This is a genomic window from Cedecea neteri (genome assembly GCF_000758325.1).
In the GTDB taxonomy this organism is placed as follows: Bacteria; Pseudomonadota; Gammaproteobacteria; order Enterobacterales; family Enterobacteriaceae; genus Cedecea; species Cedecea neteri_B.
Genome location: NZ_CP009459.1, coordinates 4387710 through 4413432 on the forward strand (window position 1 = coordinate 4387710; position 25723 = coordinate 4413432).

Below are 25723 nucleotides of genomic sequence, written 5' to 3' on the forward strand. Positions count from 1 at the left end.
AGCCGGTGCTGGTCACCGGCTTTTTTTATGTCTGCGATTCAGCTTCAGCCTCGCCGCCCCAACACACTCTGTTGCGCCCCTGTTGTTTCGCCCTATACAGACGAATATCCGCCTGACTCTGGATCTGTTCCAGGTCACCGTCTGGGGCTTCTTCATGGGAAGCCACACCCAGCGAGGCCGTCACCAGCAGCGAAGACTCGTCCTCCAGCCTGAGCGGCGTGTTGACCAGCATCTTACGCACCCGCTGTGCCACGGCTATCGCCGCATGCAGGTCGGTGTTAGGCAGGTAGATACAAAACTCTTCGCCGCCGATGCGACCAACAATATCCTGGGTGCGGATCGCCTGCTGGATGCAGCGTGTGGCGTGGATAAGTACCCGGTCGCCAACCTGATGCCCAAAGCGGTCATTCACTTTTTTGAAATGGTCAAGATCCAGCTGAATCAGGGAGTAATCCACATATTGCGGGCTGATTCGCCCGCTCGTCTCAAAGAAGCCACGGCGGTTAAGTACACCGGTCAGATCATCGTGCAGCGCATGTCGGTGCATTTCCTGCTGCATATGGCCCATGTTGCGAATCAGCCGGCAAATCATACGGTGTGAGCCAAACAGAATAAGAATTACGGTTAGCCACATCACCACCAGCAGCACGCTAAAATGCCCAAAGTCCTCGTGCAGCCCCTGCCGGATGGTCTGAACGCTGACAAGAATTGCCCCCGTCCCGGAGACGTGCCCGAAAGTGGCATAAGCGTAGCCAAAGCGTAAGGTGCCTCGGGATTCATCAGCCAGCTTTTCAAGAATCATCTGCCGCTGCTTATCACTGAGCCGATAACCATTCTGCGAGCCAACGGGACGAGTAAGCGGATTCATCTGTTCATCAAAAAGCAGATAGGCGCTTTGCGTGTCCTCAGGCAAGGCGCTGGAGAGAAACAGCCGAAGCGTTTCGGTGGTGACCGCAATACCAAACAGCCCAATCCACCGATCGTCAAAGTCCACCGGAAGAGAGCCATTAATCAACGTTTTGCCGGTATCGGCGATATTTTGCCGCGTCCAGAACGGATCGCGGCGCGGGTTCAACAGCGGCGAACCAAGCACAAACGATCCCTGCATCGCCAGCGGGTTAGCACTTTCGATAAGCAGTTTGTTCACATCAGGAGAGAGCGACGCAATAAATCCCCCGGAGCGCGACATGTAGTAAACGTTGGACGAGAGGCGGTTGCTCCCGCCTGCTAACGGAAAGAGATCCTGAATGTCGCGCAGGGCCTGGTATTCGCGCCGCGTGAGTTTTTCCCTTTCCTCTTTCGGCTTGTTTTTAAAAGGCTGAACGCTGTCGGGGATAGGCAGGCTTTGTATATGCAGCGGCGACAGCATCTCTTTATTGCTGGCCCGGGAAGCCAGCTGCGAGATCGGCGTGAACTGCGGTTCATTCAGCGTTTCAATGAACATGCGGCGGAGATAGCGCAGGTTGTCCATCTGATATTCAGATTTGCTTTCAAGCCGGGCAATCACGCTTTCGAGGTGACTAAGCTGGCTGGTGCGATAGCCGTGGTTGAACAACTCCCCCTGCTGCCAGAACAGAAAGGTGATCAACAGAAAGAGCGACAGAAAGCACACATGGGTGATGCGCAGTGTTTTTACCATCGGCAGACGAATATGGCTAATCAACGACGTGCTCACGGTGATTCCTTTTTAGGGTGCAAAGGAGAGCGTCAGTGCTTGAGCTGCTGCAAAGGCTCGGGTCTCCCCACCAGATACCCCTGCAGGTATTGGACGCCAAGCTGCAGCAGGATGTCGCGCTGCTCTTCCGTTTCGACATACTCTGCGACGACGCTGAGCGACCTGGCCGCCGCCAGTTCACAAATGGACTTCACGATAAGCTTATCCATTACATCGCTGGTGATATCGCGGACGAAGCAACCATCTATCTTAATGATATCCGCCTGCAGCTTCTTCAGGCGCTCATAGTTAGCGTAGCCTGTTCCAAAATCATCAATAGCAATCTTAAAACCTTTCTCACGCAGCAGGGCAATATTTTGATTAGAGGTTTCTGAGTTTGAAAATGCCTGCTCTTCCGTCACTTCAATGACTACGGCGCTGGTCGGCACCTTGTAAACGTCAAACTGGGCAATAATCTGCTGGGCAATCTCTTTTTGCATTAGCGTGAGCGGCATCAGATTGACCGAAAAGCGCGTCTGCTGCACGTTGCCAGGATGCTTCGCAAGCCAGGCCAGCAGCATCTTCATCACCATCATGTCAAACCGGGTGCTCAGGTTAAACTCGGCGATAATTGGAATAAATTTATCCGGGGTAATGTGCTGGCCGCCTATCACCAGGCGGCTGAGAATTTCGTAATAGCCCTTACCGTCACAGTCGACAATGGGCTGTGCGTAGAGCTGGAAAGCATCTTCGTCGATGGCCTGCTTAATCTTTTGCAGCAACAGCACCCGCTCGGTTGTTTGCCCAGAGACAGCCTGCAGCCTGGCATCAAGCCCAAGCACACGCTGGGTGTCACTGGCTTTTTCAGCCAGATAGCTTAATTGCCCCAGCATGCGCTGCAGGTCTTCGGGCGAATCCACAATCCCCCAGGATGCCCCGTATTCAATTTCAAGGGAGACGTTGTGCCAGGGAATTTTCTTATTATTCAGGTGCTCAACAAAATAGGTCAGCCGGGCTTCTGTTTCACCCTCTCGTAAAAATAAAAGCAACTCACTACCGGGGAGCTGAAATATTTTTTCCCCCTCCAGCAGCCAGGGTTGTAATTCTCTGGCAATGGTTTTCTTACAGTAAATACGCATCATCATGCCGTAATGTCGGCTAAGAAACTCAAAGTTCGCCATTCTCAGGCAGCAAAGCGCCCCGGTTGGATAAGTCAGAATATGTTCTTCAAGCGCGCGTAAATTAGGTAATTGTGTTAATGGATCGGTCTGCGCCTGGAGATGGTAAACTCGCTTCATCCACTCATTTTTGTGGTAGGAAATAGCCATATATAACAGGCAAACGGTAAAGGAGATAAAGACGGAAAGAATAAAGGACAGGGCGTACTGCGTATTTACCCCCTGCAAAAAACTGGTGTTGTAGGTTAGCAATACCCACGCCGAAATGCCCCACAGCAGAGAAACCAGCCTTGCATTAAAGCGACGGATGCCTAGCGTAAACAGCACAAAGACCACCGGAACCAAATAGCCAGCAATCAGCTCGCTATGCCACGGCGAGCACATCAGCACCAGATACAGCGCCCAGGCAACCAGCCAGCATGGCGTATAGAGCCGGTGCTTATCCTGCCTGTAGTGGCGCACGCAGCGCCGCCAGAAACCGACGGCAAAATGCGGGTTCAGCAGCATACGCAACGGATAATAGAAAAGCGTGGTGAAGATGAGTGAAGCCACAACAAGATTCAGCACATCAACAATCATATAAATAACTGAGCCACCACCAAAAAACGGCGCGAGTTCAGGTGGATACTCAATCACATTACCCGCGAGGTACATCAGCAGCTTGATGGCAAACGGGGCGATAAAACCGAGCCAAAAAATACGCTGCCCCATGCCCTTATTGGGGAGTCCAAAACGCCAACGGGGGCCCACGTAGCGGCAGGTAATTAGACTGGCAACCAGTAAAGGAAATAGCAGACAAAAAATAAACGTAACAAGCGGTACAACAGATAAATCAAGCAGCCAGCTATAAATAATTAGCGACCCTAGCGTGAGGGGAAAAATCGCCGACCGACCATAAATAATAATCATTGCCATTATAAAACTTAATGGCAAATAGGCGAGGTAGGTTTTATGCCCATCAACAAGGGTTGTCGGTGAAATATAACGAGAAAATGGAATAAATAGTAAACACAGCGCCAGGGCAATCACTATTTTTTTTATCGCTTTGTAAATAATCATAGGCCCTGATGTTAATTTTATGTGACTGTTTAAAAAGTATTTTCAGCGAAAAGAGTACGTTTATTTCTTGAGCGAATCAAGTTTCTGACCTGCACAAAAGCAGTTCTTACCGTACAGCAGAAATAATAGAACAAGCAGACGTAAGTAGAGGTTTTTTTACTGAAGGGTCACCAAAAGCAGGTGTATTTGAGCCTGAAAAGTAAAAACCCCCGCCGAAGCGAGGGTTTCAAATTTTGGTGGAGCTAAGCGGGATCGAACCGCTGACCTCTTGCATGCCATGCAAGCGCTCTCCCAGCTGAGCTATAGCCCCACTGACAGGTGCTGATTTTACGGTACCAATCTGCTGGTGAAGATTTGGTGGAGCTAAGCGGGATCGAACCGCTGACCTCTTGCATGCCATGCAAGCGCTCTCCCAGCTGAGCTATAGCCCCAAACCGTAAAGACCTTGTCGTGTTGACGGGCGGCATAATATGAAACCCCACATAGCGTGTCAACGGCAATTTGTTCTTCCGCGATCAATCGCCTAAAAAGCCATCGCCTTCGGCAATTCTCGGTTGCATATCATCCCGTTGTAGTTAATTCTGTCACAGTTTAGCGTTAGTCAGTTCAATAAAATGAACCACTAATAAAGCCGTTTCGGCCGCAATGAAAAGGAATCACTGTGCTCAAGGAAAGAATGACACCAGAAGAACTGGCCGTGATCACCGGCTACAGCCGCCAGACCATCAATAAGTGGGTGCGTAAAGAAAATTGGGAAACCTCACCTAAACCCGGCGTTCAGGGAGGCAAAGCGCGGCTTATACATATAGATGAGCACGTCAGGGAATTTATCAACAGCACCCGCCGAGTGACGGAAAACACAGCCCGTTACAGCACAACGGACGCCTCGCTGGAAAATCTACTGCTCAACTCAGTTCAGCAAATGTCCGACAGCGAACAGAAAAAGATGTCTGCGATGCTGTTGCGGGACGGGATTGCCGGTTTACTTACACGGTTGGGGATCAGCGATAACGAGTAATTGCCCGGCTAGTGCCTGTCGGCGTCAGGAAAAATAAAGGATTACTGATGTTCAAGGAAAAAATGACCGCCGATGAACTGGCGGAGATGACGGGTTACACTCGCCAGACAATTAATAAATGGGTACTGAAACATAACTGGGAAACCACTGAGAAACGAGGCGTACCAGGCGGTAAAGCAAGATTTATTTATATCTCAGAGCAGGTAAAAGCGTTTATCTACAACACCCGCTATATGCGCGAAAAAGTGGCCTCTTATAGCGTCCTTCGTACGCCATTAGAACAGCTGATGCTCAACGCCCTGCGTACCCTTTCCCAAGAAGAGCAGCATAAAGTGACCGCTATCCTCGAGCGTGAAGGCAGCGAAGGTTTGCTTAAACGCCTCGGAATTCAAAAGAATGAGTAAATAAAAAAGCCGGTGACTGAGCACCGGCTTTTTACATTTGCGATGTTTACTGCTGAGCTTCACGCTCGCTGATGAAATCGAGCGCTTTATTGATGCGCGCCACGGAGCGCTGTTTGCCAATGGCATGCACGGTGACATCAAGGCCCGGAGACTGACCAGCACCGGTCACGGCGACACGCAGCGGCATCCCCACTTTACCCATCCCGACTTCCAGCTCATCAGCGGTAGCCTGGATAGCGTGATGAACGTTTTCTGCCGTCCAGTCGCTCAGCGCGACTAGTTTGTCACGCACGACTTCCAGCGGCTGACGTGCAACCGGGCGAAGATGCTTTTTCGCAGCGTCAGCGTCAAACTCGCTGAAATCTTCGTAGAAGTAGCGGCAGGTCTGTGCCATCTCTTTCAGGGTTTTACAGCGTTCGCCCAGCAGTTTTACCAGCTCAGACAGCTGCGGGCCGTTACGCGTATCAATATTTTCCTGCTCGATGTGCCATTGCAGGTGCGTTGCCACGTACTCTGGCTCCAGCGTATTGATGTAATGGTGGTTCAGCCACTGCAGCTTTTCAGTATTGAAGGCGCTGGCTGATTTGCTTACCGCGTTCAGGCTGAACATCTCAATCATCTCTTCACGAGAGAAAATCTCCTGGTCACCGTGGGACCAGCCCAGACGCACCAGATAGTTGAGCAGCGCTTCCGGCAGGTAGCCGTCGTCGCGGTACTGCATCACGCTCACCGCCCCGTGACGCTTGGACAGCTTTTTACCGTCGTCGCCGTTGATCATAGAAACGTGGGCATAAAGCGGAACCGGCGCGTTCAATGCCTTCAGGATGTTGATCTGGCGCGGCGTGTTGTTGATATGGTCTTCACCACGGATCACGTGGGTGATCTCCATATCCCAGTCGTCCACCACTACACAGAAGTTATAGGTTGGAGAACCGTCGGTACGGCGAATGATCAGATCGTCCAGCTCCTGGTTGCTGAATTCGATCGGGCCACGGATCTGGTCATCAAAGATAACAGAACCTTCCTGCGGGTTGGCAAAACGCACAACGCACGGTTCATCATCAGCATGGTGTTCATGGCTGTGGCGGCAGCGACCGTCATAGCGAGGTTTCTCGTTATTGGCCATTTGCTCTTCACGCAGGGCCTCAAGGCGCTCTTTAGAGCAATAGCACTTATACGCCGTGCCCGCAGCCAGCATTTCGTCGATGGCCTGGTTGTAACGATCAAAACGCTTGGTCTGATAGTACGGGCCCTCATCCCACTGCAGGCTCAGCCAGTTCATCCCGTCCATAATCGCTTCGATAGCTTCCGGGGTTGAACGCTCGAGGTCGGTGTCTTCTATACGCAGCACGAACTCGCCTTTGTTATGACGAGCAAACAGCCAGGAGTAGAGAGCAGTACGGGCACCGCCAACGTGCAGATAGCCTGTTGGGCTTGGCGCAAAGCGAGTTTTGATTTTCATTAAACGGCCTTAGTTACACATATTTGCCGGCAAAGCGGCAATTGCCAGGGAAAATTAACAGGCAACATTCTATCACTGTGCGCTAATTCCTCAATGTTGATGCCTGTAGATAGCGGTAAAGCAGAGAATTTGATGATAAATCAAACGCCAATGCCTGTTTCTTGATCGCATCGTTTAATTTTAAGACGAACGAATAAAAACTTTAGAAAATGCGTTGACTCATTTTCAACTGTCCCTATAATGCGACTCCACAAACCGGGGGTGATTAGCTCAGTTGGTAGAGCATCTCCTTTACACGGAGGGGGTCGGCGGTTCGAGCCCGTCATCACCCACCACTCTTTAGAGTGACCCGGAATGTGAAGTAAGAGATTTAGAGATGGGTGATTAGCTCAGTTGGTAGAGCATCTCCTTTACACGGAGGGGGTCGGCGGTTCGAGCCCGTCATCACCCACCATCTCCTCTTACGAAATTAGCAGTACCGAAGTTTGGGTGATTAGCTCAGTTGGTAGAGCACCTCCTTTACACGGAGGGGGTCGGCGGTTCGAGCCCGTCATCACCCACCATCGGGTCGTTAGCTCAGTTGGTAGAGCAGTTGACTTTTAATCAATTGGTCGCAGGTTCGAATCCTGCACGACCCACCAATGTAGAAAGGCGCCCTAAAGGCGCCTTTTTGCTATCTGCGATATCTGAAAATGCCATCGTCAAAAAATTATCAACTTCCTCGCCGCCAGGCCGATAACTCCCTTACCATTCCATCAAAGGAGTTATGATGACGACAATATCCAGCAATGCTCTGCAGGGCTCTCAGTTGACAACCAGCACGTCGACAGGCTCTTCTGCTTCCGGCAGCACTGATAACAGTACAGCCTCGCAGATTGCCCAAATCAGCAAAAAAATTACTCAGCTGACGGAGAAACTGAGAGAAGTTTCCGGCACGCCAGATCGCTCTGCTGAAGAGAAAAAGAAGCAGGTAGAGTTACTTCAGACCGAGATTAAAATGCTGCAGGCTCAGTTGGCCCAGCTTCAGCGTAAACAAGCTGAAGAAGCCCAGCAGAAACAAGAGCAGCAGCAGATCAAGACCACTGGCGTAAACAACCCTTCCGACGATCACCAGATTGATATTTATATCTAATCGTCCATAAACAGCGGATCGCCAATACGGGCCAGGGTTAACAGCCTGGCCTGCTCCCGCACCTCCTGCCAGATAGCCTCCGCCGCACGTGAAAGCGATCGGTTCTTTCGTCTGACCAGCATCAACTGTCGGTTTACAACCGGCGTTAGCCGCTTCACCACCAGCGGTCTACCTTCTGGCAAAGGCAGCGCCAACGCGGGCAACACGCTTAAACCAATCCCTGCCTCTACCATCGGATACAGCGTTACGGGGTGCCCAATCTGCTGGACAACGTTCACCTCAATCCCCTGCCGGACAAAAGCCTCATCAATCAATGGGCGGCTGCCCGAGGCATAATCTTGCAGCACCAGCTTTTGCCCCTGTAGCGCCTGCCAGTCAACCTGTTCCGCTTTAGCAAACGGATGATCGCTGCGGCACAGCAGCAGAAAAGGCTCAGACAACACCGTTTCACACTCCAGATCGCTGGCCTGCACCGGGTCAATAACTACGCCAAAATCAACTTCGCCCTGGCGAATACTCTGCAAAACCCACTGCTGGGAAGCATCATGCAGCATAAATCGAATATTCGGATAAGCCTCCGCGCTGGCAGCGATAGATTGCGGCATCAGGTGCGCGGATAGCGTCTGGCTGGCGGCCACGCGAACCGTGCCGCTAAGCTGATTCCCCACCACGCGAGCATCCAGCAGCGTTGTGGTCAACTCTTCCAGCAACAGCTCCAGGCGAGGAGCCAGCAATTCTCCCGCGGACGTGAGCACCACTTCCCGCGTAGTACGGTCAAGCAGCTTAACGCCCAGCTCGGCTTCCAGCTCCTTCAGGCTGTGGCTAACGGCCGACTGACTCAGCCCAATACTCTCCCCTGCCCGGCTGAAACTGCCGGCATGGGCTACGGCCACAAATACACGAAGCTGACGCAGGGAATAATTCATCTATTTTCTTCATCAATGCATTTAATAAATCAATTTTATTTCTGAAATCAGCAGAAACACAATAGCGCCCTTCACCTTTGAGGAATGGCTATGAAATTGCTCCGCATTGTCGACCCCTTTACGTTAACGCTGGTTTGTACCGTCCTGCTGGCCTCTTTCTTCCCTGCACAAGGCAGTTTTGTCGGCTTCTTCGAGGGGCTGACCACCGCCGCTATCGCCTTATTGTTCTTTATGCATGGTGCAAAACTGTCTCGCGAGGCGGTGATCTCCGGCGGTAGCCACTGGCGGCTGCATCTGTGGGTGATGTGCAGCACGTTCGTCCTGTTCCCGGTGCTTGGCGTGTTGTTTAGCTGGTGGAAACCGGTCAATGTCAGCCCTGAACTTTACAGCGGGTTCCTTTATCTCTGCATTTTGCCTGCCACAGTACAATCGGCCATCGCTTTTACCTCTATTGCCGGAGGCAACGTCGCGGCGGCCATTTGTTCTGCCTCGGCATCAAGCCTGCTGGGGATTTTTCTTTCGCCGTTACTGGTTGGCCTGGTTATGCACGTTCAGGGCGCAAGCGGCAGCCTGCATCAGGTGGGCAGCATTATGCTGCAACTCCTGGTGCCGTTCGTAGCCGGGCATCTGATGCGGCCCTGGATTGGTGCCTGGGTAGCAAAAAACAAGAAATGGATCGGCAAAACTGACCAGACCTCGATTCTTTTGGTGGTCTATTCCGCCTTTAGTGAAGCCGTGACGCACGGCATCTGGCATAAGGTTGGCGCGGGTTCGTTGCTGTTTATCGTGGCTTCCAGCCTCGTGCTGCTGGCCATTGTGATAACGGTAAATATCTTTGTGGCTCGACGTTTTGGCTTTAGCAAAGCAGATGAAATTACGATTGTTTTCTGCGGGTCGAAAAAGAGCCTGGCCAACGGGATCCCGATGGCTAATATTCTGTTTCCGGTTGCTGCGGTCGGAATGATGGTGCTGCCGCTGATGATTTTCCACCAGATCCAGCTGATGGTGTGCGCCGGTATGGCCCGACGTTACCAAAGAAAAGCGACTGCAGCCGGTGAAAAACAGGCCGCAGCCATCAGAACCTAGTGCCGCTTGAGGGGCCGGACCAGGTTGTCCAGCCCTTCCACTTTAATCAGCAGCGTCAGGGCCATCAGCTCACCGAGATGGCCCGCGGGAAACTCCCCTTTGCGGGAAAACCAAAGCAAATATTCCTCCGGTAAATCAATCAGCATCCGGCCTTTGTATTTACCAAACGGCATGGCCGTGTTGGCTATCTCAATGAGCTGTTCTTTGTCCATTTAGTCACCCAGCAAACGAATCATTTCCGCTTCGTCGATAACCTGAATGCCCAGCTCCTGCGCCTTGACGAGCTTGGAGCCGGCCGCTTCCCCGGCAATGACCAGATCGGTTTTTTTCGACACGCTTCCGGCCACTTTTGCACCCAGCGCGGTCAGCCGGTCTTTGGCTTCATCGCGGGAAAGTATGCTCAGCGAGCCGGTGAGCACCACGGTTTTACCGGCAAACGGACTGTCAATTTCTTCCGCTTTGACAATCACAGGCGCGGGCCAGTGAACTCCGGCCTCTTCGGTAAGCTGGCGGATAACATCCCGGTTGCTCTCTTCGGCAAAGAAGTTAAAGGTATGCGTCGCCACAACAATGCCGACATCCGGCACTTTTTGCAGATCCTCAATGCTGGCCGAGATAAGCGCATCCAGCGTGCCGAAGTGCGCAGCCAGCCCAGCGGCGGTGGCCTCTCCGACTTCGCGAATGCCTAAGGCATACAGGAAACGCGCAAAAGTCGTCTCTTTGGCTTTTTCCAGCGCATCCACAACGTTTTGTGCAGATTTAGGCCCCATGCGATCCAGCCCGGTAAGCTTGCCCGCCGTCAGCTTGAACAGATCGGCTGGCGTGTGGACGTACTCTTTCTCCACCAGCTGATCGATGATTTTGTCACCCATGCCGTCAACATCCATCGCACGACGGGACACAAAGTGCTTCAGCGCCTCTTTGCGCTGGGCGCCACAGATCAGGCCCCCGGTACAGCGGGCGACGGCTTCACCTTCCACACGCTCAACGTCTGACCCGCAAACCGGGCACTGCGTTGGGAAGATAATTTCCTGAGTATCTTCCGGGCGTTCAGACTCCACCACGCCAACAACCTGCGGAATAACATCCCCGGCGCGACGGATAACGACTCTGTCGCCAATGCGCAGGCCAAGACGCTCTATTTCATCGGCATTGTGCAACGTCGCGTTGCTCACCAGCACCCCGGCAACCTGCACCGGCTCCAGACGAGCGACGGGCGTAATTGCGCCGGTACGGCCAACCTGGAACTCAACGTCTCGCACCGTGGTCATCTGTTCCTGTGCCGGGAATTTAAACGCAACTGCCCAGCGCGGCGCTCTCGCCACAAAACCCAGCGTTTCCTGTAGCGCAAGCGAGTCAACTTTGATAACCACGCCATCAATATCAAAGCCCAGCGTTGGTCGATCGGCCTCTACCTGATGATAAAACGCCAGCACTTCTTCCGGTGTACTGCACAGGCGGATGCGATCGCTGACCGGCAATCCCCAGGCCTTAAACTGTTGCAAACGTGCCATGTGGCTGACTGGCAGTTCACCACCTTCCAGCAACCCTACGCCGTAGCAAAAGAAGGTCAGCGGGCGTTTAGCGGTAATACGTGGATCTAACTGGCGCAGCGAGCCTGCCGCCGCATTACGCGGGTTGGCAAACACTTTCCCGCCCGTGCGGCGCGCTTCTTCGTTGATTTTTTCGAAGCCTGCCTGCGGCAAGAAAACTTCGCCACGGACCTCAAGGCGACGAGGAATATTGTCCCCGTGAAGTTTAAGCGGTATCGCGCGAATGGTCCGGACGTTAGAAGTGATATTTTCACCGGTGGTGCCGTCGCCACGCGTTGCAGCCCGCACAAGAACACCGTCTTCATACAGCAGGCTTACCGCCAGACCATCAAGTTTTAGTTCACAGCAAAACGTCAGGGCATCGCTGCTTTTCAGCCTGTCCAGCACGCGTTTGTTAAACGCCAGGTAGCTTGCTTCGTCAAAAACGTTATCGAGAGACAGCATCGGCACTTCATGCCGCACCTGGGTAAATTCACTCAGCGGCGCAGCCCCAACTCGCTGGGTCGGTGAATCCTGGGTAATCAGTTCCGGATGCGCTTCTTCAAGCGCACGCAGCTCACGCATTAGCCTGTCGTATTCCGCATCGGGAATTTCGGGATTATCCTGCACATGGTACAGATATTCATGATGGCGAAGCGTGGTTCGCAGGTGGTTAAGTTGTTGTTCGATTGAGTCCATATCGCACCATCAATGATAAAAAACCCCCGACAGGCGGGGGTTTAGGAGGAAGATTCAGGCCGGGATTCAGGCGTTGGCTTCAACAACCTCGCGGATCCTGTCCTGGTACTCGCGCAGCTTTTGCGGAGTCATCATACGACGCTGATCGTCGAGCACCACGCCACCGACTTCATCGGCGATGTGCTGCGCGGACTGCAGCATCAGCTTAAAGTTTTGCGCTGCATTGCCGTAAGACGGCACCTGCATAAAGATGGTTACGCCTGGCGTAGCGAAATCAGCCATATTCTCAGGATCGAAAGACCCCGGCTTAACCATATTCGCAAGGCTAAACAGAACCGGGCCGCTGCCATCCGGGCTGAGATGGCGGTGGAAAATGTTCATCTCACCAAATTTGAAACCGGCCTGCTGAATGCTGTTCAACAGCAGCTCACCGTTTAACATCGTGCCAGCGTGGGCAGCGACGTTCATCACGATGACCGTCTCTTTTTTCACTGGGGCAGGCTGCGGTGCTGGTTCAGCAACAACAGGCTCTGGCTCAGGTTCTGCAGTGAACTGCGGCGCAGGCTGAACGGGCGCAACCGGCTGTGGCTCAGGCATTGCTGCCGGGGCTGGTGCCGGAGGTGCAACGGGGCGAACGGGTTCAACATGCTGTGGAGCGGGTTCAACGTGGCGCGGGGTTACGGGCTCAGGCTGACGCGGTTGCGGGGCAGAGCGAGGTTCTGCGGACGCATACGGCGGCTCATAGTTATGTTGAGGTGCCTGAGGTTGACGTGGCGCGTTCGCTTCACGAGAGGCAGACTCCGGCACAGGCGTAGTACGACGCACGCGCACTTCACCGACGCCTTCTTCTTCCTCATCGTCTTCTTCTTCGTATTCGTCACGCTTCGACTTCATACGCTTCAAAGGGCGATCGCGGAACACGGACGAACGTTCCTTACGACTGGTCCACAGACCGTGTACCAGTAAGGCTATTATGGCGATTGCGCCAACAATGATTAATATCAGACGCAAATCCTGCATCATTATATTCTCTGTTGTTCTAACACCTTGCCACCGCGGCAAACATTTACTCACTAAGAGTATTTGCCCATCTGCTCAAGTGCAAGTGCGAGCACGGTTTTCTCACCATAAAGATAGCGTAAGCGCACCTTTTTGCTGATTTTTCGACCAATTCCTGGCAAGTTTTTCTGAATGTTGTCAGTTATGATAGCGAAGCAGCTAACTGCATTGACCTGATAAGGAGTCTGTTCAGATTATGGTTTCATCTTCCGGAACCCCGCCGCGTAGTGGCGTGTATTATTTTTCCCAGGGCTGGAAACTTGTCCGCGAACCTGGCATCAAGCGCTTCGTGCTGCTGCCGCTGTTGGTCAATATCATCTTGCTTGGCGGCGCTTTTTGGTGGCTGTTTACGCGTCTTGATGTCTGGATCCCGTCGATGATGAGCCACGTACCGGATTGGCTTCAATGGCTGAGTTACGTACTCTGGCCGCTGGTGACGCTCTCGGTATTATTGGTTTTTGGTTACTTCTTTTCGACAATCGCAAACCTGATTGCCGCGCCGTTTAGCGGCCTGCTGGCAGAGCAGCTTGAAGCTCGCCTCACAGGTGCAACACCGCCGGACACGGGCGTGCTCGATATAATGAAAGATCTGCCGCGCATCATGAAGCGCGAGTGGCAAAAGCTGGCCTGGTATCTGCCACGCGCAATTGTCCTGCTGTTGCTCTACTTTATCCCCGGTATTGGCCAAACCGTCGCCCCGGTCTTGTGGTTCCTGTTCAGCGCCTGGATGCTGGCTATTCAATACTGTGACTATCCTTTTGATAACCATAAGGTGCCGTTCAAACAGATGCGCGTGGCGCTTCGCGAGAAAAAGGTCATCAACATGCAGTTTGGCGCGCTGGTGAGCCTGTTCACGCTGATCCCGGTCCTGAACCTGTTTATCATGCCGGTTGCCGTCTGCGGCGCGACGGCCATGTGGGTGGACTGTTATCGGGCAAAACACGCCATGTGGAAATAACACCCTCAGGAAGGGGACGCCGCTTATGCCATGGCTTATTCCATGTTGCATTGGCTTATTCCCCTTCTACCTATAGATATGCTATTTCCTTACTTCCGCATATTTCCTGAGCGGGTATGCTGGACCGGTATCCCAAAATTCAGACAGTTAAGGACGAGCCATGAGCAAAATTTATGAAGACAACTCCCTGACAATCGGCCACACGCCGTTGGTTCGCCTGAACCGTATCGGCAACGGACGCATTCTGGCTAAGGTGGAGTCCCGTAACCCAAGCTTTAGCGTTAAATGCCGCATTGGTGCCAACATGATTTGGGATGCCGAAAAACGCGGCGTGCTGAAACCTGGCGTGGAGTTAGTCGAACCTACCAGTGGCAACACCGGTATCGCTCTGGCTTACGTCGCGGCTGCGCGTGGCTACAAGCTGACGCTGACCATGCCGGAAACCATGAGCATCGAACGCCGTAAGCTGTTAAAAGCGCTGGGCGCAAATCTGGTACTGACCGAAGGCGCCAAAGGCATGAAAGGCGCCATCCAGAAAGCTGAAGAAATCGTTGCCAGCGATCCGGCTAAATATCTGCTGCTTCAGCAGTTCAGCAACCCGGCAAACCCGGAAATTCACGAAAAAACCACCGGCCCGGAAATCTGGGAAGATACCGATGGTGAAGTGGATGTGTTTATCGCCGGCGTTGGTACCGGCGGTACGCTGACGGGCGTCAGCCGCTACATCAAAAATACCAAAGGCAAAACCTCGCTCATTAGCGTGGCCGTAGAGCCAACGGATTCTCCGGTAATTACTCAGGCGCTGGCGGGTGAAGAACTGAAGCCTGGTCCGCATAAAATTCAGGGCATCGGGGCCGGTTTTATCCCTGGTAACCTCGATCTGAAACTTATCGACAAAGTGGTCACCATTAGCAACGACGACGCTATCGCGACCGCTCGCCGCCTGATGGATGAAGAAGGTATTCTCGCGGGTATCTCTTCCGGTGCCGCCGTGGCCGCCGCGCTGAAACTCCAGGAAGACGAAGCCTTTACCAATAAGAATATTGTGGTTATCCTTCCGTCCTCCGGGGAGCGCTATTTGAGTACTGCTTTGTTTGCCGATCTGTTCACTGAGAAAGAACTGCAACAGTAATGCCAGTATTTGATGTATGCTTAAAAAAGCACCCGTGAGGGTGCTTTTTTGTGGCCTACATCAAACTTTCACCCTCATCGGCATTGCGCTTACCCCCGCAGGTCTGGTATTTAACCAGCAATTATTTTGATGCGCGAAATTAATCAAGCTGTGAGATACGCCTGCTGAATCGATTTAACGATTTGGTGCCTATCTGGTTTTCACGGCATAATGATGAAGAATCTGTGAAACGCTGTTGGCGTTTTTTTCACGATTCCCATGCATCCGGTGCCTCGTTCCTTTGACGATGGCGCTAACGATACAGGCTAAAGTGTGGCCGCCAGGCTAGACTTTAGTTCCACAACACTAAACCTATAAGTTGGGGAAATACAATGTTCCAGCAAGAAGTAACTATTACCGCTCCGAACGGTCTGCATACCCGCCCTGCTGCTCAGTTTGTTAAAGAAGCTAAAGGCTTCACTTCCGAAATCACTGTGACTTCCAACGGCAAAAGCGCAAGCGCTAAGAGCCTGTTCAAACTGCAAACTCTGGGCCTGACTCAGGGTACCGTAGTGACTCTCTCCGCCGAAGGTGAAGATGAGCAGAAAGCCGTTGAGCATTTAGTAAAACTGATGGCTGAACTCGAGTAAGTTCTGGGTTCTTCGTAAATATCAGTCACAAGTAAGGTAGGGTTATGATTTCAGGCATTTTAGCATCCCCGGGTATCGCTTTCGGCAAAGCACTTTTGCTGATAGAAGATGAAATTGTCATCGACCGGAAGAAAATTTCTGCCGACAAAGTTGAGCAGGAAGTTGAACGTTTCCTCAGCGGGCGCGCCAAAGCATCCGAGCAGTTAGAAGCGATCAAAATTAAAGCTGGCGAGACCTTCGGTGAAGAAAAGGAAGCTATCTTCGAAGGCCACATTATGTTGCTGGAAGACGAAGAGCTCGAGCAGGAAATCATAGCCCTTATCAAAGACAAGCTGGTCACGGCGGACGCTGCGGCGTACGAAGTAATTGAAGGCCAGGCAACGGCTCTGGAAGAGCTGGATGACGAATACCTGAAAGAACGTGCGGCTGACGTGCGTGACATCGGTAAGCGTCTGCTGCAGAACATTCTCGGCCTGAACATTATCGATTTAAGCGCAATTAAGGATGAAGTTATCCTGGTTGCCAAAGATCTGACCCCGTCTGAAACCGCACAGCTGAACCTGAAAAAGGTGCTGGGTTTCATCACCGACATCGGCGGCCGTACCTCCCACACCTCCATCATGGCGCGCTCCCTTGAGCTGCCAGCGATTGTGGGCACCGGTAGCGTTACCTCCGACGTGAAAAACGACGACTATCTGATCCTCGATGCGGTTAACAACAAAGTTTACGTTAACCCAACCAACGAGCAGATCGAAGAGCTGCGCGCCGTTCAACAGCAGGTTGCCTCTGAAAAAGCAGAGCTGGCTAAGCTGAAAGACCTGCCGGCTATCACCCTCGACGGTCACCAGGTCGAAGTGTGTGCCAACATTGGTACCGTGCGTGACATCGACGGTGCTGAGCGTAACGGCGCTGAAGGTGTGGGTCTGTATCGTACCGAATTCCTGTTCATGGACCGTGACTCACTGCCAACCGAAGAAGAGCAGTTTGCCGCGTACAAAGCCGTGGCTGAAGCCTGTGGCTCTCAGGCGGTTATCGTCCGTACCATGGACATCGGCGGCGACAAAGAGCTGCCGTACATGAACTTCCCTAAAGAAGAGAACCCGTTCCTGGGCTGGCGTGCCATTCGTATCGCCATGGATCGTAAAGAGATCCTGCGTGACCAGGTTCGCGCTATCCTGCGCGCCTCTGCATTTGGCAAGCTGCGCATTATGTTCCCGATGATCATCTCTGTTGAAGAAGTGCGCGCCCTGAGAAAAGAGATTGAGATCTTCAAGCAGGAACTGCGTGACGAAGGCAAAGCGTTCGATGAGTCTATCGAAATCGGCGTGATGGTCGAAACCCCTGCGGCCGCGACGATTGCTCGTCATCTGGCCAAAGAAGTCGACTTCTTCAGCATCGGCACCAACGATTTAACTCAGTACACCCTGGCAGTTGACCGCGGTAATGATATGATTTCACATCTTTACCAGCCGATGTCACCGTCCGTACTGACTCTGATTAAGCAAGTTATTGATGCTTCTCATGCAGAAGGTAAATGGACCGGTATGTGTGGTGAGCTTGCGGGCGACGAACGTGCTACACTTCTGTTGCTTGGGATGGGCCTGGACGAATTCAGTATGAGCGCCATTTCTATCCCTCGTATCAAGAAGATTATTCGTAACACGAACTTCGAAGATGCGAAAGTGTTAGCAGAGCAGGCTCTTGCTCAACCGACAACGGACGAGTTAATGACGCTGGTTAACAAGTTCATTGAAGAAAAAACAATCTGCTAATTCACGAGATGCTGCCCAAATTACTGCTTAGGAGAGAAGGCTAATGGGGTTATTTAGTAAACTGTTCGGTGACAAAGGCAATAGCGACACCGGAACCATTGAGATCGTTGCTCCACTGTCTGGCGAAATCGTTAACATTGAAGACGTGCCGGACGTCGTGTTTGCTGAAAAAATCGTTGGTGATGGCATTGCTATCAAACCAACCGGCAACAAAATGGTTGCTCCGGTTGACGGCACCATCGGTAAAATCTTTGAAACCAACCATGCCTTCTCTATCGAATCCGATAGCGGCATTGAGCTGTTTGTTCACTTTGGTATCGACACCGTTGAGCTGAAAGGCGAAGGCTTCAAGCGCATCGCTGAAGAAGGCCAGCGCGTGAAGAAAGGCGACGTGGTTATTGAGTTCGACCTGCCGCTGCTGGAAGAGAAAGCCAAGTCTACCCTGACCCCGGTTGTTATCTCCAACATGGACGAAATCAAAGAGCTGATCAAACTGACGGGTAGCGTGACCGTAGGCGAAACCCCGGTTATCCGCATCAAGAAGTAAGATTCATGCAGAGAAAAAGGCACCCCAGGGTGCCTTTTTTATTGGCTGCGATTCAGCGAGGAAGAATCAGTTCATCTGAGTGCTGCGCCTGAGTCCAGGTCATCACTTCAAACACCCGATGAGCAGCTTCTCCTGCGGCAACCGCCGCTGATTTGCCTGCAAGCATTCGGCTTACCAGCTCGGCGCAGAACAAATCCCCGGTGCCTTTCAGGTCGGTCACCACGCGCGCATGGCTGGTCACATCAACGTCATCAGCGGTCACCGTCACCACGGAAATCGTATCCACGCTGTTCCCCGGCGCGCTGGTTATTACCACCCAGCGCAGCGTTTCAGAGAGAAGGCTTCTGGCCGCGATCACCGCCAGCTCCAGCGTATCGCAGGGCATCCCGGTAAGAATATGCAGTTCAAAGAGATTGGGTGTGATCCCCTGAGCATGGGGCAACAGCGCCGTGCGATAGGCTTCAGGAATACCCGCCTTGACGTAAATACCGCTGTCGGTGTCCCCCATTACCGGGTCGACAAGAATCAACAGCTCAGGATGGCTGTCGCGCCTTTGACGCAGCCACTCCGCCAGCAGATGGATTTGTTCGGCACTGCCCATGTAACCCGTCGTCACGGCCTTAAGTTCGCGCAACGCATCCCGCTCTTCGAGCGCTCGCAGATAGCCGCTAAACCAGTCCGCCGGGATCACGCCGCCATAAAACGTATCGTAATGCGGCGTGTTGCTGAATAACACCGTTGGAACGGCCATCACCCGCCAGCCATGCTGCTGGATCGCCGGAACCGCGATACTGTTGCCGACGCTGCCGTAAACGACCTGAGATTGCACCGCCACAATATCTGCCTGCAGCGCCCGGCCTGCATCGTGAAACAGTACCGACTGTATATCGTTATCCTGACTCATTTTTTCCCCTTGCCCGCCAGACAGCTAAGGTCTGAATTGCGAAGCGGCCATTATAGCCAGACCAGGGCGGTACAACCATGCAAAGAACGCTCTCTTTATTCCGGCAATAGCAGAAATACAGCCGCCATCCTTCAGATTTATCGAATTAACGACAAAAGTAATATTTTCTTTCAATCGTTACATCTTGAAGATATATCACCCGAATGATTATAAAAACATTATTACCGATTAGTGCTGGATACATTGAAATTAATAACACCTAATTAAACATTTCATCAACAGCATCTCCATCGCCACTGAACAATATATCTTCCCCTCTCTTTATTTGCATTGTTTAATCCTGCCTGTTTTACAATTTCACCAGGTCAAAATCCATAAACTCACCTATAACAAAAGTTCCCTCCGGAGAATAAACCTCACCCTGCATGAATATAAGGAAGCTATTATATGAAAGATATATCCAGAAGAAGCTTCATGGCCTTTGCCGCTGGCGGTACCGTCGTATTAGCCGCCGGGCAGGCCCATGCCCACGATGACAAAGTAAAATCCTACCCGGCAAGCGTGCGCGATCCTGGCCCCCATGACCCCATCCGGGAAGCTGAAAACCCGGATATTGTTAACCCGCCCGCTACCGACAGCGGCACGCTGCCGAACCTGCGCTACTCCTTCAGTGACGCCCATGTCAGAAAAGGCACCGGCGGCTGGACAAGGCAGGTAACCAAACGCGAGCTGGGGATTTCAACCACCATCGCCGGGGTGGATATGCGCCTGAACGCCGGAGGCATCCGTGAACTTCACTGGCACAAAGAGGGTGAATGGGCCTATATGACCTACGGCAATGCGCGGGTAACGGCCTTCGACGCAAAGGGAGGCTGGTTTGTGGATGATATCGGCGTCGGTGATTTATGGTATTTCCCGCCGGGCATTCCTCACTCCATTCAGGGTATCGGACCTGACGGCTGCGAATTTCTTTTGGCCTTTGACGACGGCGGATTTGATGAGGACAGTACGTTCCTGTTATCCGACTGGTTTAAACATATTCCCCCGGAAATATTAGCAAAAAACTTCCAGGTTCCCGTATCTACATTTTCAAAACTGCCTTCACCTGCTGATGAATATATTTTCGCGGGTACGGTGCCAGGTAGCCTTGCCTCAGACAGCATTAATGGCGCAGCTAAATCAGAGATTAATTTCACCCACCATATGCTGGCGCAGGATCCGATCAAAGCCCCTGGCGGCACCGTCAGAATAACGGACTCATCTAATTTCCCGGTGTCGAAAACTATTGCCGCTGCCCTGGTAGAAATAGAACCCGGCGGACTGAGAGAGCTTCACTGGCATCCAAATAACGACGAATGGCAATACTATCTTGAAGGGGAAGGCAGAATGGGCGTGTTTGCCTCTTCGGGCCAGGCCAGAACCTTTGATTACCGCGCCGGGGATGTCGGGTACGTTCCCTTTGCGATGGGGCATTATATCGAGAATACCGGCACCACAACCCTACGCTTCCTGGAACTGTTTAAAAGCGACTATTACGCGGATATTTCGCTCAACCAGTGGCTGGCCAGCACGCCGCCTGAGCTGGTGAAACAGCATTTACAGCTTGATGATACCTTTATGAAGGCGTTGAACCTGCATAAAAACCCGGTTGTGAAGTAAGCCTGCTCTCAGGAAAAGATCGCCTCAGGCGACCTTTTCCTGGCTTACGGCGTCAGATGCCCGCGCCCTGAACGTAGCTCTCTTCTCCGAACACGCCGGTAGAAAGATAGCGATCGCCCCTGTCGCAAATAATCGCCACCACTATGGCCCCCGGATTTGCTTTGGCTACGCGCAACGCACCTGCCACTGCCCCGCCGGAGCTCACGCCGCAGAAAATCCCCTCTTCCATCGCGAGGCGGCGCATAGTCTGCTCGGCTTCCGTCTGCGCCATGTCGATGACTTCATCCACCAGCGTCGGATTGAAAATCTTCGGCAACCACTCTTCAGGCCAGCGGCGTATCCCCGGAATGCTGCTGCCCTCTTCCGGCTGCAGCCCGACAATTCTCACCGGCTTACTTTGCTCGCGCATAAAACGACTCACGCCGGTAATCGTGCCCGTCGTGCCCATGCTGGAGACAAAATGCGTGATACGCCCCTCGGTCTGCCGCCAGATTTCAGGCCCGGTCGTCGTGTAATGCGCCAGCGGGTTATCCGGGTTATTAAACTGATCGAGGATCTTGCCTTCACCACGGTCGGCCATTTGCTGAGCCAGCTCGCGCGCGCCTTCCATGCCCTGAGCTTTGCTGACCAGAATCAGCTCCGCGCCGTAAGCCTGCATCGCCGCCTTACGCTCCATGCTCATATTGTCCGGCATCAACAGCTTAATACGGTAGCCTTTGAGCGCAGAGATCATCGCCAGCGCGATACCGGTGTTGCCGCTGGTTGCCTCAATCAGCGTATCGCCGGGTTGAATTTCACCTCGCTTTTCCGCCTGAACAATCATCGACAGCGCCGCGCGATCTTTTACCGAGCCTGCCGGGTTGTTGCCCTCAAGCTTCACCCAGATTTCGCTGCCGTTCGTCAATCCGCTGCGCTGCAGCCGGACCAGAGGAGTATTGCCAATTGTGCTTTCTAAAGTGATCACGTGCCTGCCCGCAATAAATGAAAAAGCGGCCTCGGTGGGCCGCTGGTGCGTGTCCTGTCGGGGTAAATTATCAGGCGGACTGCGCCAGGTCTACACCCTGAATACGGTTGGCCCCTTCATACAGGCGCGCGTTTTGTAATCCCACAAACAGGCGCTCACCGCGCTGCGGAATCTGCTGTTCTTTCAGAACCACCGTCAGCGGTTCGTCGTACCAACCCAGCGGCTGCACGACAAGTTGCATGTAATGCCCGCGCGGGCTGACTTCCAGCACCTGCACAGGCAGCGGTGAATCAAGGTTCGTGCGGCGGCTAACGTCCACTTCCCACGGACGGAGGAACAAATCAACGTCACCCTGATGGGCCGGAGTGAACCCCAGCGGCCAGCGGTGCGCACCGACGTGGAACTGGCTCCCGCGAATCACGCCTTTCAGGCGGTTAACCTCGCCGAGGAACTCCAGCACGAAGCGGGTCGCGGGCTCACGCCAGACCTGCTCAGGCGTATCTACCTGCTCGATATTACCCTGGCTCATCACCACCACACGGTCGGCGACTTCCATCGCCTCTTCCTGGTCGTGCGTCACAAACACGCTGGTGAACTTTAACTCTTCATGCAGTTCACGCAGCCAGCGACGCAGCTCTTTACGAACCTGTGCGTCCAAAGCGCCAAATGGTTCATCCAGCAGCAGGATTTGCGGCTCCACCGCCAGCGCTCGCGCCAGGGCCACACGCTGCTTCTGGCCGCCGGACAACTGCGCCGGGTAACGATCGGCCAGATGGGAAAGCTGCACCATCTCCAGCAATTTTGTGACTTTCTGTTTGATCGCGGCGGCAGAAGGCCGTTCGCGACGCGGCAGCACCGTTAAGCCAAAGGCAATGTTGTCGAACACCGACATATGGCGGAACAGCGCATAGTGCTGAAACACAAAACCGACTTTACGGTCGCGGGCATGCATCCGGCTGACGTCGGTGCCGTGGAAGCTGATGCGGCCGCTGTTCTGGTGCTCCAGCCCGGCAATAATGCGCAGCAACGTGGTTTTACCGGAGCCGGAAGGCCCCAGCAGCGCCACCATCTGACCAGAAGGGATATCCAGCGAGATATCGTTCAGCACCTGGGTGCGTCCAAAGGACTTCTTAATATTGGCAATATCAATGCTCATGATTTTCCTCCTGCTTCAGGCGCTTTTCCTGATTATTCAGACGCCACTGCACCGCACTCTTTAAGAACAAGGTCAGGACTGCCATCAGGGTCAACAACGCGGCGGCGGTAAACGAGCCGACGGTGTTGTAATCCTGCTGCAGTAACTCAATCTGTAACGGCAGCGAGAACGTCTCGCCGCGAATCGAACCGGACACCACCGACACCGCACCAAACTCGCCGATGGCGCGGGCGTTGGTCAGCACCACGCCATAAAGCAACGCCCAGCGAATATTGGGCAATGTCACGTGGCGGAACATCTGCCAGCCGGAAGCACCCAGCAAAATCGCGGCTTCATCTTCCTGGCTGCCCTGGCTCAGCATCACCGGCACCAGCTCACGTACCACAAACGGACAGGTCACGAAGATCGTCACCAGCACCATGCCCGGCCAGGCAAACATAATCTGCAGATTGTGGGCATCCAGGAACCCCGCCAGCGGGCCGTTAGAGCCGTAGAACAGCAGGTAAACCAGGCCCGCCACGACCGGGGAAACGGCAAATGGAATATCCAGCAGCGTCAGCAACAATTGGCGGCCAGGGAAGTTAAAGCGCGTCACCAGCCAGGCCAGCAGCGTGCCGAACACCAGGTTTACCGGCACGGTAATCAGCGCAATCATCACCGTCAGCCAGATGGCGTGCAGCATGTCCGGGTCAGCGATATTTTGCAGCGCCGGCATCAGCCCTTTGGAAAAAGCTTCAACAAAAATAGAAGCGACCGGCACCACCAGAATCAGGAAAGAGACCAGCACACCGATAGCAATCAGCGCCCATTTCCCCCAGTTAATGCGGGAGCGGTTATGGTTTTTCAAAGCGGTTACGTCCGTCATCAGTGACCTACCACGCGTCGACCAAAGCGACTCTGCAACGTATTAATGGTGAACAGCAGCAGCAGCGACGCCGCCAGAATCACTGACGCAATGGCGCTGGCCGCCGGGTAATCGAACTCCTGCAGGCGCACGAAAATCATCAGCGAGGTGACTTCCGTCTTCCAGGCAATGTTCCCGGCGATAAAGATAACCGCGCCAAACTCCCCCAGGCTGCGGGTGAAGGAGAGCGCCACGCCCGCCATCAGTGCCGGAGAAAGCTCCGGCAGCACCACGCGGCGGAAGCTCTGCCAGCGAGTCGCGCCGAGCGTTTCAGCGGCCTCTTCGTATTCTGGCCCCAGCTCTTCCAGCACGGGCTGAACGGTACGTACCACAAACGGAATGCTGGTAAACGCCATCGCGACGGCAATCCCCAGCCACGTATAAGTCACCTTAATGCCAAACTCCGCCAGCCACTCGCCGTACCAGCCGTTGACGGAAAACAGCCCGGCGAGGGTTAAACCCGCCACCGCAGTGGGCAGCGCAAAAGGTAAATCCATCAGCGCATCCAGCAGGCTGCGACCCGGAAACTGGTAACGCGTCAGGATCCACGCCATTAACAGACCGAACACGCCGTTAAACACGGAAGCCAGAGCGGCGGAAAGCAGCGTGACTTTATAGGCGGCCACCACCTGTGGGTTGGTAATCACATCCCAGTACTGGGAGAACGACATCTGCGCCAGCTGCATCACCAGCGCGCTCAGCGGTAGCAGCAGGATCAGGCACACAAACAGCAGGCTGGTGCCGAGGCTAAGCGTAAACCCCGGCAATACGCGTTTTGAACGACTGACAAACATTAACTACGCCCCGCCGCTAACAGCTTGTCCAGCTCCCCACCGGTGGCAAAATGCGTTTTCATTACTTCCGGCCAGCCGCCAAAGGCATCTTCCACGCGGAACAGCTCGGTCTGCGGGAATTTATCTTTCAGCTTGTCCATCACCTGCGGGTTATTCACGCGGTAGTAGTAATCGGTAATGATCGTCTGTGCCTGTGGGCTATAGAGATAGTTCAGGTAGGCTTTCGCCGCTTTTTCCGTGCCGTTGGCCTTCACGTTCTTATCCACCCAGGCAACCGGGAACTCGGCCAGAATGTTGACCTTCGGCACCACCACTTCATAACCGTCTTTAGCGTACTGGTTACGGATGTTATTCACTTCTGATTCAAAAGAAATCAGCACATCGCCCAGCCCACGTTCGACAAAGGAGGTTGTCGCCCCGCGGCCACCGGTATCAAACACCTCAACGTTTTTCAGGAATTGCGTCATGAACTGCTCGGTTTTGGCTTTATCGCCGCCGTCAGCTTTGTCTGCCGCGCCCCAGGCCGCCAGATAGGTATAACGGGCGTTGCCGGAAGTTTTCGGGTTCGGGAAAATGAGCTTCACGTCCGGGCGTACCAAATCGCTCCAGTCGTGGATGTTCTTCGGGTTGCCCTTGCGCACCAGGAAAGCCATGGTGGAGTAGAAAGGCGAACTGTTGTTCCCCAGACGGCTCTGCCAGTCCGCCGGGATCAGGTTGCCTTTATCGTGCAGGATCTGCACATCGGTCACCTGGTTATAAGTTACAACGTCAGCTTTTAAGCCCTGCAAAATGGCCAGCGCCTGTTTTGATGACCCGGCATGAGATTGTTTTATCGTCAGCTTGTCGCCGTTATTCTCCTGCGCCCACTGTTTTTCAAACGGCGGGTTCAGCGCGGCAAACAGCTCACGAGACACATCATAAGAGCTATTCAGCAGCTCTGTTGCATGGGCAGAGCCTGCCAGCAGCAAAGAGACAGCGAGCGCGTTCCATACTTTTTTAACTGACCTGATTGCCATGCTTCGCCCTTATAAATGTGATGAATGCCATAAATGTCATGACAGTCAGTGTATTTATAACGAGCGATAAAGCTGTAAC

General features: G+C 53.4%; 23 protein-coding genes and 6 tRNA genes. 14 read left to right on the plus strand and 15 right to left on the minus strand.

Annotated features, from left to right (window positions below):
- Positions 1-25: 25 nt before the first annotated feature.
- The 4 genes from LH86_RS20425 to LH86_RS20440 all read right to left on the minus strand — a co-directional run bounded on the left by LH86_RS20425 (position 26) and on the right by LH86_RS20440 (position 4322).
- Positions 26-1675, minus strand: coding sequence for a diguanylate cyclase (locus LH86_RS20425; RefSeq protein ID WP_052045623.1), 1650 nt, complete (start codon positions 1673-1675; stop codon positions 26-28).
- Positions 1676-1707: 32 nt separating this feature from the next.
- Positions 1708-3891 (minus strand): EAL domain-containing protein, encoded by a 2184-nt coding sequence (locus tag LH86_RS20430; protein WP_039305305.1) that lies wholly within the window; start codon positions 3889-3891, stop codon positions 1708-1710.
- 234 nt (positions 3892-4125) lie between these two features.
- Positions 4126-4201, minus strand: a tRNA-Ala gene (locus tag LH86_RS20435).
- A gap of 45 nt (positions 4202-4246) precedes the next feature.
- Positions 4247-4322: transfer RNA gene (locus tag LH86_RS20440), tRNA-Ala, on the minus strand.
- Positions 4323-4552: 230 nt separating this feature from the next.
- Here LH86_RS20440 and LH86_RS20445 point away from each other — a divergent pair.
- On the plus strand, positions 4553-4909 hold the full coding sequence (locus LH86_RS20445) for a YfeC-like transcriptional regulator (RefSeq protein ID WP_039305308.1): 357 nt from the start codon (positions 4553-4555) through the stop codon (positions 4907-4909).
- A 47-nt stretch (positions 4910-4956) separates the two neighbouring features.
- The gene (locus LH86_RS20450; RefSeq protein WP_039305312.1) at positions 4957-5313 is read left to right on the plus strand and encodes a YfeC-like transcriptional regulator; all 357 of its coding nucleotides are present in this window, start codon (positions 4957-4959) and stop codon (positions 5311-5313) included.
- A gap of 46 nt (positions 5314-5359) precedes the next feature.
- Here the strand turns inward: LH86_RS20450 and gltX are convergent, their stop codons facing one another.
- On the minus strand, positions 5360-6775 hold the full coding sequence (gene gltX, locus LH86_RS20455; RefSeq protein ID WP_039305315.1) for a glutamate--tRNA ligase: 1416 nt from the start codon (positions 6773-6775) through the stop codon (positions 5360-5362).
- 259 nt (positions 6776-7034) lie between these two features.
- Here gltX and LH86_RS20460 point away from each other — a divergent pair.
- The 5 genes from LH86_RS20460 to LH86_RS20480 all read left to right on the plus strand — a co-directional run bounded on the left by LH86_RS20460 (position 7035) and on the right by LH86_RS20480 (position 7907).
- Positions 7035-7110 (plus strand) — tRNA-Val (locus tag LH86_RS20460).
- A 43-nt stretch (positions 7111-7153) separates the two neighbouring features.
- Positions 7154-7229, plus strand: a tRNA-Val gene (locus LH86_RS20465).
- 33 nt (positions 7230-7262) lie between these two features.
- A tRNA-Val gene (locus tag LH86_RS20470) sits at positions 7263-7338 on the plus strand.
- 2 nt (positions 7339-7340) lie between these two features.
- Positions 7341-7416: transfer RNA gene (locus LH86_RS20475), tRNA-Lys, on the plus strand.
- A gap of 128 nt (positions 7417-7544) precedes the next feature.
- A complete protein-coding gene (locus LH86_RS20480; protein ID WP_039305318.1) occupies positions 7545-7907 on the plus strand; it encodes a FlxA-like family protein in 363 nt (120 codons plus the stop codon).
- Here LH86_RS20480 and LH86_RS20485 read toward each other — a convergent pair.
- On the minus strand, positions 7904-8833 hold the full coding sequence (locus tag LH86_RS20485) for a LysR family transcriptional regulator (protein WP_039305321.1): 930 nt from the start codon (positions 8831-8833) through the stop codon (positions 7904-7906). The genes LH86_RS20480 and LH86_RS20485 overlap by 4 nt on opposite strands.
- 90 nt (positions 8834-8923) lie before the next feature.
- Here LH86_RS20485 and LH86_RS20490 point away from each other — a divergent pair, with 90 nt between their 5' ends.
- Positions 8924-9919 (plus strand): bile acid:sodium symporter family protein, encoded by a 996-nt coding sequence (locus LH86_RS20490; RefSeq protein WP_039305325.1) that lies wholly within the window; start codon positions 8924-8926, stop codon positions 9917-9919.
- Here the strand turns inward: LH86_RS20490 and LH86_RS20495 are convergent.
- The 3 genes from LH86_RS20495 to zipA all read right to left on the minus strand — a co-directional run bounded on the left by LH86_RS20495 (position 9916) and on the right by zipA (position 13173).
- Positions 9916-10131 (minus strand): DUF3820 family protein, encoded by a 216-nt coding sequence (locus LH86_RS20495; protein ID WP_039295779.1) that lies wholly within the window; start codon positions 10129-10131, stop codon positions 9916-9918. The genes LH86_RS20490 and LH86_RS20495 overlap by 4 nt on opposite strands.
- Positions 10132-12150 (minus strand): NAD-dependent DNA ligase LigA, encoded by a 2019-nt coding sequence (gene ligA, locus LH86_RS20500; RefSeq protein ID WP_039305328.1) that lies wholly within the window; start codon positions 12148-12150, stop codon positions 10132-10134. It abuts the gene before it with no gap.
- 66 nt (positions 12151-12216) lie between these two features.
- The gene (gene zipA / locus LH86_RS20505; RefSeq protein ID WP_039305332.1) at positions 12217-13173 is read right to left on the minus strand and encodes a cell division protein ZipA; all 957 of its coding nucleotides are present in this window, start codon (positions 13171-13173) and stop codon (positions 12217-12219) included.
- 232 nt (positions 13174-13405) lie between these two features.
- Between zipA and cysZ the strand changes: the two genes are divergently transcribed.
- The 5 genes from cysZ to crr all read left to right on the plus strand — a co-directional run bounded on the left by cysZ (position 13406) and on the right by crr (position 18247).
- On the plus strand, positions 13406-14167 hold the full coding sequence (gene cysZ, locus LH86_RS20510) for a sulfate transporter CysZ (protein WP_039305334.1): 762 nt from the start codon (positions 13406-13408) through the stop codon (positions 14165-14167).
- 160 nt (positions 14168-14327) lie between these two features.
- Positions 14328-15299 carry a cysteine synthase A gene (gene cysK / locus LH86_RS20515; RefSeq protein ID WP_008459590.1) on the plus strand — a complete coding sequence of 324 codons (972 nt, stop codon included), beginning with the start codon at positions 14328-14330 and terminating at the stop codon, positions 15297-15299.
- A gap of 371 nt (positions 15300-15670) precedes the next feature.
- Positions 15671-15928: a phosphocarrier protein Hpr gene (gene ptsH / locus LH86_RS20520; protein ID WP_002913505.1), complete on the plus strand. Its 258-nt coding sequence runs from the start codon at positions 15671-15673 to the stop codon at positions 15926-15928.
- Positions 15929-15972: 44 nt separating this feature from the next.
- Entirely contained in the window at positions 15973-17700 is a 1728-nt protein-coding gene (gene ptsI, locus LH86_RS20525; protein WP_039295793.1) for a phosphoenolpyruvate-protein phosphotransferase PtsI, read from the plus strand.
- Positions 17701-17743: 43 nt separating this feature from the next.
- Positions 17744-18247, plus strand: coding sequence for a PTS glucose transporter subunit IIA (gene crr / locus LH86_RS20530; protein WP_008459580.1), 504 nt, complete (start codon positions 17744-17746; stop codon positions 18245-18247).
- Positions 18248-18299: 52 nt separating this feature from the next.
- Here crr and pdxK read toward each other — a convergent pair whose 3' ends face one another.
- Positions 18300-19151: a pyridoxine/pyridoxal/pyridoxamine kinase gene (gene pdxK, locus LH86_RS20535; protein ID WP_039305336.1), complete on the minus strand. Its 852-nt coding sequence runs from the start codon at positions 19149-19151 to the stop codon at positions 18300-18302.
- A gap of 447 nt (positions 19152-19598) precedes the next feature.
- Here pdxK and LH86_RS20540 point away from each other — a divergent pair, with 447 nt between their 5' ends.
- Positions 19599-20810: an oxalate decarboxylase family bicupin gene (locus tag LH86_RS20540; protein WP_039305338.1), complete on the plus strand. Its 1212-nt coding sequence runs from the start codon at positions 19599-19601 to the stop codon at positions 20808-20810.
- 52 nt (positions 20811-20862) lie between these two features.
- Here the strand turns inward: LH86_RS20540 and cysM are convergent, their stop codons facing one another.
- From cysM to LH86_RS20565, 5 genes are all read right to left on the minus strand, one after another.
- Positions 20863-21774: a cysteine synthase CysM gene (gene cysM / locus LH86_RS20545; protein WP_008459577.1), complete on the minus strand. Its 912-nt coding sequence runs from the start codon at positions 21772-21774 to the stop codon at positions 20863-20865.
- Positions 21775-21844: 70 nt separating this feature from the next.
- Positions 21845-22930 carry a sulfate/thiosulfate ABC transporter ATP-binding protein CysA gene (gene cysA / locus LH86_RS20550; protein ID WP_039305340.1) on the minus strand — a complete coding sequence of 362 codons (1086 nt, stop codon included), beginning with the start codon at positions 22928-22930 and terminating at the stop codon, positions 21845-21847.
- The gene (gene cysW, locus LH86_RS20555; RefSeq protein WP_039305342.1) at positions 22920-23795 is read right to left on the minus strand and encodes a sulfate/thiosulfate ABC transporter permease CysW; all 876 of its coding nucleotides are present in this window, start codon (positions 23793-23795) and stop codon (positions 22920-22922) included. Before cysW ends, cysA begins: the two co-directional genes overlap by 11 nt.
- Positions 23795-24628 carry a sulfate/thiosulfate ABC transporter permease CysT gene (cysT, locus tag LH86_RS20560; RefSeq protein WP_039305345.1) on the minus strand — a complete coding sequence of 278 codons (834 nt, stop codon included), beginning with the start codon at positions 24626-24628 and terminating at the stop codon, positions 23795-23797. The genes cysW and cysT overlap by 1 nt, the downstream gene beginning before the upstream one ends.
- Positions 24628-25644, minus strand: coding sequence for a sulfate ABC transporter substrate-binding protein (locus LH86_RS20565; protein ID WP_039305348.1), 1017 nt, complete (start codon positions 25642-25644; stop codon positions 24628-24630). Before LH86_RS20565 ends, cysT begins: the two co-directional genes overlap by 1 nt.
- Between the last annotated feature and the right edge of the window lie 79 nt (positions 25645-25723).

Coding starts and splice junctions, on each gene's coding strand:
- ptsH (WP_002913505.1), top strand. CDS start 15,671: ATGTTCCAGCAAGAAGTAACTATTACCGCTCCGAACGGTCTGCATACC.
- LH86_RS20430 (WP_039305305.1), bottom strand. CDS start 3,891: ATGATTATTTACAAAGCGATAAAAAAAATAGTGATTGCCCTGGCGCTG.
- cysT (WP_039305345.1), bottom strand. CDS start 24,628: ATGTTTGTCAGTCGTTCAAAACGCGTATTGCCGGGGTTTACGCTTAGC.
- LH86_RS20495 (WP_039295779.1), bottom strand. CDS start 10,131: ATGGACAAAGAACAGCTCATTGAGATAGCCAACACGGCCATGCCGTTT.
- ligA (WP_039305328.1), bottom strand. CDS start 12,150: ATGGACTCAATCGAACAACAACTTAACCACCTGCGAACCACGCTTCGC.
- LH86_RS20450 (WP_039305312.1), top strand. CDS start 4,957: ATGTTCAAGGAAAAAATGACCGCCGATGAACTGGCGGAGATGACGGGT.
- LH86_RS20540 (WP_039305338.1), top strand. CDS start 19,599: ATGAAAGATATATCCAGAAGAAGCTTCATGGCCTTTGCCGCTGGCGGT.
- gltX (WP_039305315.1), bottom strand. CDS start 6,775: ATGAAAATCAAAACTCGCTTTGCGCCAAGCCCAACAGGCTATCTGCAC.
- LH86_RS20480 (WP_039305318.1), top strand. CDS start 7,545: ATGACGACAATATCCAGCAATGCTCTGCAGGGCTCTCAGTTGACAACC.
- LH86_RS20490 (WP_039305325.1), top strand. CDS start 8,924: ATGAAATTGCTCCGCATTGTCGACCCCTTTACGTTAACGCTGGTTTGT.
- crr (WP_008459580.1), top strand. CDS start 17,744: ATGGGGTTATTTAGTAAACTGTTCGGTGACAAAGGCAATAGCGACACC.
- ptsI (WP_039295793.1), top strand. CDS start 15,973: ATGATTTCAGGCATTTTAGCATCCCCGGGTATCGCTTTCGGCAAAGCA.
- zipA (WP_039305332.1), bottom strand. CDS start 13,173: ATGATGCAGGATTTGCGTCTGATATTAATCATTGTTGGCGCAATCGCC.
- LH86_RS20485 (WP_039305321.1), bottom strand. CDS start 8,833: ATGAATTATTCCCTGCGTCAGCTTCGTGTATTTGTGGCCGTAGCCCAT.
- cysK (WP_008459590.1), top strand. CDS start 14,328: ATGAGCAAAATTTATGAAGACAACTCCCTGACAATCGGCCACACGCCG.
- cysW (WP_039305342.1), bottom strand. CDS start 23,795: ATGACGGACGTAACCGCTTTGAAAAACCATAACCGCTCCCGCATTAAC.
- cysZ (WP_039305334.1), top strand. CDS start 13,406: ATGGTTTCATCTTCCGGAACCCCGCCGCGTAGTGGCGTGTATTATTTT.
- pdxK (WP_039305336.1), bottom strand. CDS start 19,151: ATGAGTCAGGATAACGATATACAGTCGGTACTGTTTCACGATGCAGGC.
- cysA (WP_039305340.1), bottom strand. CDS start 22,930: ATGAGCATTGATATTGCCAATATTAAGAAGTCCTTTGGACGCACCCAG.
- LH86_RS20565 (WP_039305348.1), bottom strand. CDS start 25,644: ATGGCAATCAGGTCAGTTAAAAAAGTATGGAACGCGCTCGCTGTCTCT.